Annotated in this window: 9 protein-coding genes and 1 pseudogene; 1 reads left to right on the forward strand and 9 read right to left on the reverse strand. The window is 35.4% G+C overall.

The window, feature by feature from the left end:
* The 7 genes from ACJHV0_RS05355 to ACJHV0_RS05385 all read right to left on the reverse strand — a co-directional run.
* On the reverse strand, positions 1–189 hold a 189-nt coding region (locus ACJHV0_RS05355; RefSeq protein WP_483133587.1), incomplete at its 3' end, for a PfkB family carbohydrate kinase.
* Between the two features lie 84 nt (positions 190–273).
* Complete coding sequence (locus tag ACJHV0_RS05360) at positions 274–1,761, reverse strand: UxaA family hydrolase (protein ID WP_483133588.1); 1,488 nt, start codon at positions 1,759–1,761, stop codon at positions 274–276.
* 12 nt (positions 1,762–1,773) lie between these two features.
* Entirely contained in the window at positions 1,774–3,231 is a 1,458-nt protein-coding gene (locus ACJHV0_RS05365) for a tagaturonate reductase (RefSeq protein ID WP_483133589.1), read from the reverse strand.
* A 19-nt stretch (positions 3,232–3,250) separates the two neighbouring features.
* The gene (locus tag ACJHV0_RS05370; protein ID WP_334254562.1) at positions 3,251–4,546 is read right to left on the reverse strand and encodes a TRAP transporter large permease; all 1,296 of its coding nucleotides are present in this window, start codon (positions 4,544–4,546) and stop codon (positions 3,251–3,253) included.
* A gap of 2 nt (positions 4,547–4,548) precedes the next feature.
* Positions 4,549–5,034 carry a TRAP transporter small permease gene (locus ACJHV0_RS05375; protein WP_483133590.1) on the reverse strand — a complete coding sequence of 162 codons (486 nt, stop codon included), beginning with the start codon at positions 5,032–5,034 and terminating at the stop codon, positions 4,549–4,551.
* A 60-nt stretch (positions 5,035–5,094) separates the two neighbouring features.
* Positions 5,095–6,081, reverse strand: a complete 987-nt coding sequence (locus ACJHV0_RS05380) for a C4-dicarboxylate TRAP transporter substrate-binding protein (RefSeq protein ID WP_483133591.1) — start codon at positions 6,079–6,081, stop codon at positions 5,095–5,097.
* A gap of 117 nt (positions 6,082–6,198) precedes the next feature.
* A complete protein-coding gene (locus tag ACJHV0_RS05385) occupies positions 6,199–7,215 on the reverse strand; it encodes a zinc-binding alcohol dehydrogenase family protein (RefSeq protein WP_483133592.1) in 1,017 nt (338 codons plus the stop codon).
* 143 nt (positions 7,216–7,358) lie between these two features.
* On the opposite strand from ACJHV0_RS05385, the gene ACJHV0_RS05390 reads away from it, so the two are divergent.
* The gene (locus ACJHV0_RS05390; protein ID WP_483133593.1) at positions 7,359–8,258 is read left to right on the forward strand and encodes a GntR family transcriptional regulator; all 900 of its coding nucleotides are present in this window, start codon (positions 7,359–7,361) and stop codon (positions 8,256–8,258) included.
* A gap of 120 nt (positions 8,259–8,378) precedes the next feature.
* Here ACJHV0_RS05390 and ACJHV0_RS05395 read toward each other — a convergent pair whose 3' ends face one another.
* Both ACJHV0_RS05395 and ACJHV0_RS05400 read right to left on the reverse strand, forming a co-directional pair.
* A complete protein-coding gene (locus tag ACJHV0_RS05395) occupies positions 8,379–9,950 on the reverse strand; it encodes a Fic family protein (RefSeq protein WP_483133594.1) in 1,572 nt (523 codons plus the stop codon).
* A gap of 192 nt (positions 9,951–10,142) precedes the next feature.
* A pseudogene (locus ACJHV0_RS05400) lies at positions 10,143–10,289 on the reverse strand (bifunctional 4-hydroxy-2-oxoglutarate aldolase/2-dehydro-3-deoxy-phosphogluconate aldolase); the annotation flags it as partial.

A 10,289-nucleotide genomic window follows, 5' to 3' on the forward strand; every position in this document is an offset into this window, starting at 1 on the left:
CATCCCTTGACTGAGTTTATCCGTACCTAAAGCGGAAATATAACGCACCTCAATCTGTTCGGGCGAACTCACCCGAGCCAGATAGGTAGCGGTGTTGAGTGAATCACCGCCGTAAGTTTGACGCATATTGCCAAAGGGTTCACCGTTGAGCTCAATCATACATTCACCGATGATGGCGAGTTTTTTCATTTAGCCCTCACTTTTATTAAATGATGTTGCAAAAAATTGCTAAAAAAAGACCGCTTGTATAGCATTAACAATACTTCCTGTTCATTAAAGTGTTACACCGCTTTTGAAAATAGCTAAATCCCTAAATTCATTAATTTCATTTTTAGTTTGTTTGCCATTCACTGTTTCTACAACAAGATCGATAAAATCATCTAGCAATTCTTCCATTGTCATATTGTGAACAAGTCTGCCTGCATCAAAATCAATCCAATTTTTTTTGCGTTGTGCCAATTCACTGTTTGTTGCAATTTTCATCGTTGGTACAAAACCACCGTAAGGCGTGCCTCTACCGGTAGTAAATAGCACCATATGGCAACCGGCACCTGCTAAAGCACTGGTTGCAACAGCATCATTGCCCGGTGCACTTAATAAATTAAGCCCTTTGGTTTTTAAACGCTCCCCATATTTTAGGACATCAACCACTTGGCTATGCCCTGCTTTTTGCGTGCAACCGAGAGATTTATCTTCCAATGTGGTAATACCGCCTGCTTTATTGCCCGGAGATGGATTTTCATAAATCGGTTGATTATGTTTGATAAAATAGGTTTTAAAATCATTTACCATATCCACTGTTTTTTGGAAGGTTTCTTGATTTCGGCAATGACTCATTAAAATACGTTCAGCCCCAAACATTTCAGGTACTTCGGTTAAAACTGTTGTGCCGCCGTGAGTAATCAGATAGTCCGAAAAATTACCAAGCATCGGGTTGGCTGTAATGCCCGAAAAACCGTCAGAACCACCACATTCCAAGCCAAATTTAACTTCACTTAGTTTACCTGGTTCCCGTTTATCTTGACGCATTACTTCATAAAGTTGTTGTACCAGCTCAAGCCCTGTTTCGACTTCATCATTGTGATGTTGCGAAACCATAAACTTTACCCGATTCGGATCATATTCTCCTAATGTATCTTTAAAGACATCAACTTGGTTGTTTTCACAACCTAATCCGATCACTAAAATCGCTCCTGCATTTGGATGCTTCACCATATTTTGCAGCATAATTTTAGTGTTTTCGTGATCATCGCCTAATTGAGAGCAGCCGTAGCTGTGATTAAAAGTAAATATGCCGTCAATATTACTTAAATCGTTTTGCTGCATAAAGAGCTTTTTAATTTGATTGGCAATGCCGACTACGCAGCCAACTGTTGGAACAATCCAAAGTTCGTTACGAATACCCACATCCCCATTTTTACGGCGGTAAATCTGCACCTCACGATCGGGCTTTTTCACCGCAAGTGCCGTGAATTCGGGTTGATATTCATAGTCGTTAATATCACTTAAATTGGTTTTTACATTGTGCGTGTGAATATGCTCGCCAATGCCGATTTTTTGTAATGAATGACCAATTGAATAGCCGTATTTGATAATATCTTTGCTCTGTTCAATAGTATTGAGAGCAAATTTATGCCCTCGGCTAATATCGGCTTTGAGTTCGATAGGTTGCCCTTCAACCTCAACTACCGTTCCTGCTGTAAGATCTTGTAATGCGACCGCCACATTATCTTGCGGTTGGATTTTAATAAACTGCTTCATTATTATTCTCCGTTAATCTGCACAATACTCTTGCAATGCAGCACGCATACCGTTTTGTAAAATAAACGTTAGTTGCTGAGTGAGGGTGTTTACCAATTCAGGCACGATAGTGAGATCTTGCTCCCAATGCTCTTGCCGGCTTAACACATTACGCACTAATTGTTCTAACGTAAGTTCACCATTTGCAACTTGTTGCCACCACTCTTTGAAATTCACCAACCAATGTTCGTCATCTTGCAAAGGAATTGCTTGCCCGTTTCGCTCGCCGCGATAAAAGGCGATCAATGCCGCTAATGCAAAGGTTAAGTGCGGTGGTAATTTTCCGAGTTTTTCAACATACGCAAGCAATTGGGGTAAATTTCGGGTACGGTATTTCGTCATACTATTTAATGAAATAGATAGCAGCTGATGTTGAATAAATGGATTTTGGAAACGTTTGATGACCGCATCGGCAAATTGTTGTAATTCCTCTTGTGGTAAAGAAAGTACAGGGATAATTTCTTTATCCATCGTATGTTGCACAAATTGGCATAGCTCAGTATCATTCATTGCTTCCCCTACAGTATCCACGCCTGCCAAATAAGCTACCGGCACAAGAGCGGTATGAGCTCCGTTTAAAATAGCGACTTTACGTTCTTTGTAAGGTTTAATATCATCAACAATTAACACGTTTAAATTGACTTGATCTAAGCGTAATAATTTTTCCAATGACTTCGGACCTTGAATCACAAACAAATAGAAATACTCGGCGGTGTCTAAGAAAATATCCTTGTAACCTAACTCTGCTTCCAATTCAGTGACTTCGTTACGAGGGTAACCTGTAACAATGCGATCCACTAAAGTAGAACAGAAGGTGTTAGCTGTTTCAATCCATTGTACAAATTCGGCAGAAAGCTGCCATTGCTTGGCATATTTCAACACCAATGCTTTAAGTTGTTCACCGTTATAGTCGATTAATTCACAAGGAATAATCACAAAACCCTGAGTGCTATCGCCATTAACTACAGAAAAACGCTCATATAACAAACGGGTTAATTTTGCTGGATAAGTTGAAGGCGGTGTATCATCAAATTGATCTTGCTCGTTATAACTAATTCCTGCTTCAGTAGTATTAGAGAAAATAAACTTAATGTCTAAATTATGGGCTAATTGTAAGTATTCATCATAGCTCTGATAGATATTAAGTTCGTCATTCACCGAACGAATAATACGGCTTTCTTTCACTTTATTGCCGTTTTCATCTAATCCTCTGATAATTGTGGTGTAAAGTCCATCCTGAGTATTAAGCAAAGGAGGAAAATCGGTATTGATTGGACGGATAACTGTTACACCGGCATTTAAATCGGTTTTTTCATTTAGAATATCAATCTGCCAATCAATAAACGCCCGCAAAAAATTACCCTCACCGAATTGAATGATTTTGGTCGGGTGCTGACGACCGGGAAAATGGGTTCTGTTTAGTTGTTTCATTTATAACCTCTATTTTTTATTACTGTGCTACACCGTAAACTAAGTTTGGTAACCAAGTTGTGATGGATGGAATGTAGGTGAGAAGAATTAATTCAAAAATTAGTAATCCCCAGAATGGAATAACATCTTTAATAAATTTTTCGATTGGAACTTCAGTAATGGAGCAGGTGGTAAACATTACCGTTCCTAACGGTGGGGTAATTGTTCCTATTGCACCATTAAAGATGAATACGATACCAAAGTGGATTGGGTCAATGCCGTAAGAATGTGCAATTGGAGCTAAAAGAGGGGCTAATACAATCATAATTGCATTACCTTCAAGGAACATTCCTAGAATTAATAATGCTACATTTACTAGCATTAAGAACGCAATTGGACTATCCACGATTGTTGTCATCCACTTAGCCAGTGATTGCGGGACTTGTTCCCACGTTAAGAATTTTGAGAATGCAACTGCAACACAGATAATTAGTAATACGTTTGCTGCACCTAATGCTGATTCTCTCGTTGCTAACCATAATTTTTTGGCATCCATATTTCTATAAATAAACACACCTAGAATTACGGCATAAATAACGGCTACTGCTCCAGCTTCTGTCGGAGTAAAAACTCCCATACGGATACCGCCAATGATGATAACGGGTAATAAAAGAGCTAATACAGCATCTTTTGCTGAAATAATAACTTCTTTACAACTTGCTCTTTTTTCACGAATAGGAAGATATCCTCTTTTCTTAGAAATGATAGAGACTAAAATCATCATTAGAATACAGAGTAATGTACCGGGAACTACACCAGCCAAGAATAAACGCCCAATAGATACATTATTTACATAACCATAAATAATCATCGCAATTCCAGGTGGAATAATAGGCGTTATTAATGAACCTGCAGCTGTTACGGCAGCTGAAAACGATGCACTATATCCACGAGCTACCATTTGAGGAACAAGGAGCTTAGAATTCATTGCAGCATCTGCAATATTTGAACCTGATAACCCTCCCATTAATGTACTTAGTGCGACATTCACTTGAGCTAATCCGCCATTCATATGACCGGTTAGCACCTCACAGAATTTTAGTAGCCGCTCACTTATGCCAGTATGATTCATAAATACACCAGCCATTATAAAAAATGGAATCGCTAATAATGTTACAGATTCCAATCCTCCAGCTAAACGCTGTACCAACATAATCATTGGTAGATTAGAATTCATCAGAAAATAAGTGAGTGTAGAGCAGAATATACAGAATGCTACTGGTGTACCGATAACAAAGAGGAGCAATAGAATAAAAATAGGAATAATAACGTCCATAATTAACCTCTATTGATTTTAATATAATATACAATCTTTCTTATTTCATAAAAGAGCATAAATAATGCACTTATTGGAATAATTGAATAAATATAGATGTATGATATTTGTAATCCTGGGGTAAATCGCATTTTTGACATAGGGAGTAATTTAAACCCTAAGTAAATCATAAATGCTAAGCAAAAAATCATAATTAATGGTTGGATAATTCCATCAATAAAGTTTGCAACTTTAGTTGGGAGCTTTGTCAATAAATAATCAATCCTAATTAGCTCATTGTTTTTACATAATGCACTGGAAGCTAAGAATGTGAACCAGATGAAAAATACAACACAGACTTCTTCTACCCAAGCACTAGGAGAGTTTAAGAAATATCTTGTTATCACGCCATAGCCTGAAAATATGACAATTAAGGCTAAAAATAAAGAAGCTAAAATTTCATCAATATCACTCAGCCAGAATTTATTTTGTTTTACTGAAGTATTCATATAAAACCCCACTTTTGATAATGAGGTGTTTAGTATCTTAAACACCTCACTAAGCGTTAATTAAAATTGAGATAATTTCTCTTGAACATTTTTATATAAATTTGGCGACCATTCAGGGAATCCTGTAGAAATAACACCGCTTACAGATTTTTCAAATGCAGGGAGATCAACCTCGCTGATTGTTACGCCTGAATTTTTGAGTTTTTCCAATGCTTCAGCTTCTGCTTGATTAATTAGCTCAGCACCATAATTCACCATTTCTCTACTTGCCTCAATGATGATATTTTGTTGTTCCGGCGTTAGCGTATTCCAAAAGGATGTTCCTGCAACAAAAGGGGACATATGTTTGGTATGTGCGGTCAAGCTAAGATGCTTAGCTACTTCAAAGAATTTCCCCCCGAATAACACAACAGCAGGATTTTCTAAACCATCGATAATACCTTCTGATAATCCTGGATAAACATCAGACAACGACATTGGAGTAGGCACTCCCCCCATAGCTTTGATAGTTTCAAGGAATAAACGAGAGTGTTGCACACGTACTTTTACTCCTTTTAAATCTTCAGGCTTAGTAACTTGTTTTTTAGTTAATAGATGGCGAGTTCCATACACTACATCTGGAACAATAATATGAATTTGATGCTGGTCTAATTTATTGCTTAGTTCTTTAAACCAATCGGAATTTAACAACTTTGATTTTTTCTCGAAAGATTGGCTAATATAAGGAGCATTAATTACACCAAGATCCGGAACAAGATCCATTAATGCACCATAATCACTAATGGTAATAATATTTGCTCCAAATTTAGCTTGTTCCATCACTTCTGTTTCACTACCAAGCTGGCTAGATGGAAATAGTTTAAATGTGATATCTCCATTTGATTTTTCTTTAACCTTATCAGCCCAGAAATGCATTGCTTTATCAATTGGTTCACCAGGTTGATTTCCATAAGCAATCATAATTTCAGTACCAGCTAAAGCATTGATAGACGCTCCTAACAAGCCAACTGAAAGAATTGTCTTAATTGATTTAGAAAGTAGTTTCATAGTGTTTCTCCATCAGAAATAATAGGTAGTATAGATTGAATATTAATGTAACTAATTAATTAAAAAGTTGCATAAAAATTGTTTAAAAATTAGTTATCCGTCATATTTAAGTGTTTTTTATCTGTTCTTAAATAAAATAACACTTTTGATTAATTCTTTATTTTTAGTGATTTTTTCTTCATAGATATCAGCTAGCTCATCATAATCAAATAAATGTGTTAGCATCATATTGGCAGAGATTTTACCTTCGGACATCAATCTCTGTACTTTGGCAAAATCCTCAAATGTTGCATTACGGCTGCCCATCATAGTAGTTTCTTTTTTATGAAAATCGGGATCAGGAATTTCTAAATTACCTTTGAATAATCCTACGAATACAATTTTTCCTCCGTGACGAATTGAATTTACTGCATTGTTCATCGCTTTTGGATTGCCTGTAGCATCAATAACAACTAACGGGAGTCTTCCTCCAAAAAAATCTTCTAGTTTCTCATTAATAGGGTCGAGGGTTTTTATTCCTCGAAGTTGTTTTTGGATATGTAATCTGCGTTCTGCACTTGTATCTGCAATAACAACATTTGCACCATCTGCAAATGCAATTGCAGCAGCAGCTAATCCTATCGGACCAGCACCAACAACGAGTACATCATCTCCTTTATTCAGTTGTGCTCGTCTTATCGCGTGTGCACTAATAGCAAAAGGCTCAATTAATGCTGCTGTCGTAAAATCAACACTATCATCAATCGGTAAAATATTTTTAGCCGGGACAGCTAAATACTCACTGAATGCACCATCTTCGTGAACACCAATTACAGATATTTTTTCACAACAATTTGTTTTTCCATTTTGGCACGCATCACATTCATCACAAGAGACATAAGGTATTAAGGCAACTCGTTGTCCTATTTTGAAACTAGAAACATTTTCACCTAATTCAATGATTACACCACTTGCTTCGTGTCCCAGTACTCTTGGATAGGAAAAGAAAGGTTGATTTCCAGCATAAGCATGAATGTCTGTACCACAAATACCTACAGCTGAGATTTTTATGATAGCTTCATCACTTTTAGCTCTAGGCTTTTCCCTTTCTTCATAGGCTAATTTAAAAGGCTCTTTGCAAACTAAAGTTTTCATTACACTCTCCTCTACATATAAATGATATATAACTACTAGCAAGCATTATTTTTTAAAAAACCATTTAAAACAAAAAAGTTTTTTGATATTGTGATTAACACTATGGTTTTGTGTTTTTTATGTGTTTTTTATTAGGGTTCGAGATGAGTAAGGGATTTGATATAAGAGAAGATGTTATAAATCAGATGATAAGTTCTATAATTGAGGGAGAATTTAAAGATAGGTTGCCATCACAGTCTGCATTAGCAACCCTTTATAATGTAAGTAGAACTACTGTTAGACATGCTACGGATCATTTACTTAGCTTAGATGTTTTAATAAAAAGTAATAATGATTTAATAATAGCTAGATTACCAGAAGAGTCTGAAAAAATATCGAGTATTAAAATCAAAAAATATCATAAAGATCAACTACAGAAGTTTGAGGCGTTTTTTCAGACAGTAATTAAACAAAAAATAATAAAACCTGGAGATGAGTTTAGTGAACTAAAATTAGCTGGTGATTCTAATGTTGATGTTCTTACAGTAAAAGAATATTTAATTCAATTTTCACGTTTTAACTTAATAAAGAATATTGGTAGAGGAAGATGGAAATTGATTGAATTTACTCCTCATTATGCAGATAAGTTATTTGAATTAAGAGAAATGCTGGAGTGTCATGCATTAAATTGTTTTATGAATTTGCCTGCGAATGATATTCGCTGGTTAGAAATGAGAGTATTGTTACAAGAACATCGGGAACTTAGAGATAATATAGTTGAAAAATATAGAGATTTTTCAGAGTTAGATAGAAAATTACATACACTTATTTTATCTGCTGCAGATAATCCATTTATAAATGACTTTATAGAACTAATTTCTGTTATTTTTCACTTTCATTATCAATGGGATAATAAGAATTTACATACAAGAAATATTCTCGCAGTAGAAGAACATTTAGCGTTAATTGTAAAAATTGTGATTAAAGACGACTTAGCTGCTATTGCTGCATTAAGAAAGCATTTACAGACTGCAAGAAAATCGCTTATGGACAGTATTATCTAAATTAAAGAAGTTAAGTTAAACTTCTTTTACTAGATATTTTGAAAAATGCTGTTCTTAATTTATAGATGAACATTAATTATCTATATAAATTAAGGATATATAGAAAATATGTAATATTTTCTAATTTTTAAAGCTATCTCTTACCACCACTTTTAACTTTTCCCATAAATCATCATCAGCTAAAAACTCAAATTCCTTGATAAGTTTATTTGAGCGTTGTCCTTGATTTTGTAAAACACTGCGAATAATTCGATCAGCATACTCATTTGGCATTTCGATAATGTCTTTTATTGCTTCTCTTGCATTCTGGTGATGAAGTAGATAAGAGGATTCCTGGTGCATATCGTGAGTAATAACGTGTTTTATCAACCGAGATAGATATTCAACATGTTTAGTTAAATTAGGAAAACGCCATAGAGGCTCAGCATTTTCTGTTTTTGTAAAGATAAGATTAGAGATAATGCCATCAGCATATTTAACTTTTTCTTTAGAAAAAGAATAATCCCCTCTAATGTTTTGCATTAATAGTTTAGATATTTCATCTAACAAGGAAAAATAGGCTTGTCTTTCAGTTTCTGATTCGGCAATTACTCCTGAGATAGGTAAAATTATAGAATCAGGTAGAACCCCATCTCGTCTTAAAATATCATTAAATAAGAAACGATGAACCCTTCCATTTCCATCTGCAAGAGGATGGATATAAACAAAGCTGAAGGCAATAGTAGCACTTCTCATAATAGAAGATTGTCCCTCTGTTTTCTGCCAAAATTGCTGCAAGCCTTTTAATTTAGCTATCAAGGTTTGATAGGGTGGAGCTATATAATGTACCACTTCATCAAAGTGGACTGTTTGCCCTACAAAAACAGGGGATTGCCTTATTCCATATGTACTTAAAATCGTTTTATCACCCAGAATAGACTGTTGAAGTATGGATAATTGCTCCGGGTTAATAGGTAATTCCCCTTTTCCTGTATAACGGGCAATAACATCAGCGAATCTCTGAATACGTGATATCTGTTTACTTTCTCCTTCAATTTTAAAACTGGATTTGCTTTCTCTTAGCGTTAGCCACACGGAAGACCGTAGAATGAGTTCCTCTCCAAATTCATCTACAAGGTTGTTTAGTAATCCGGTAATATCTAGATCAGCTGCTTGAGTAAAATTTTCTGTTTTAAGCAAAATTGGGCAGAAGTCAGGAGTACCGGCTAGATTATTATTAACTCGCCAACGTTCATCTTTTTCTATGTGATGTTTAGATGCGGTAACCACCTTTTCGCTATTTAGTACATCTATATAGTTGCCTCCTAGATTATGAGGTACAGAAAGCATATCACCGGTAAGCCATTCATATAAAAAAGCAGCTCGCCTAGCATATTGCCCGGTTGGTTCTTGGTTAATCCAGCTTTGTATATGTACTGAGCCTATTTTCTTAAATAGACGCTGTAGAAACTCAAGATGTGGGATTTCATTACGTAGATAAAATTGTAGATGAGCAATAATATTATCAGCAGGGCGACTACTTTCTTGATAAAATTCCGTTCTAAAGCCGGTTTCAATTTCTCTTAAAGTGGAACGTCTTCCGGCAATACCGCTTATTACCGGTAAAGGCTGAAATGTTTCAGTTTCAGTTATTTTAGCCAACCATAATCCACCAATAGGATCTTGAACAACATTCTGCTTTTTTAAATTCATATCAACCTCTTACTAAAATCGATTATTTATGCCTGATTTTCGCAAATCTTGATTATTGTTGCAATAAATCGATTATTTTTATCACATTTTGCAATAAATGGATTATATAAGTGGTGATATAAACGTCTAAAGTAGGAAAACGTATGATCTTAATTAATCATACGTTTTTAATTGGAAGAGCATTGAGTAAAATTATTTAACCAATCCCACAACTTCCCTTACCATCTCCCCAATCTCTTGCCATTTTTTCTCTTTAATCAATGACTTCTCCACAAACCAAGAGCCACCACAGGCAACCACATTCGAAATAGCAAGGTACTCTTTGATATTACTTGGGCT

The organism is Mannheimia sp., from assembly GCF_056854775.1.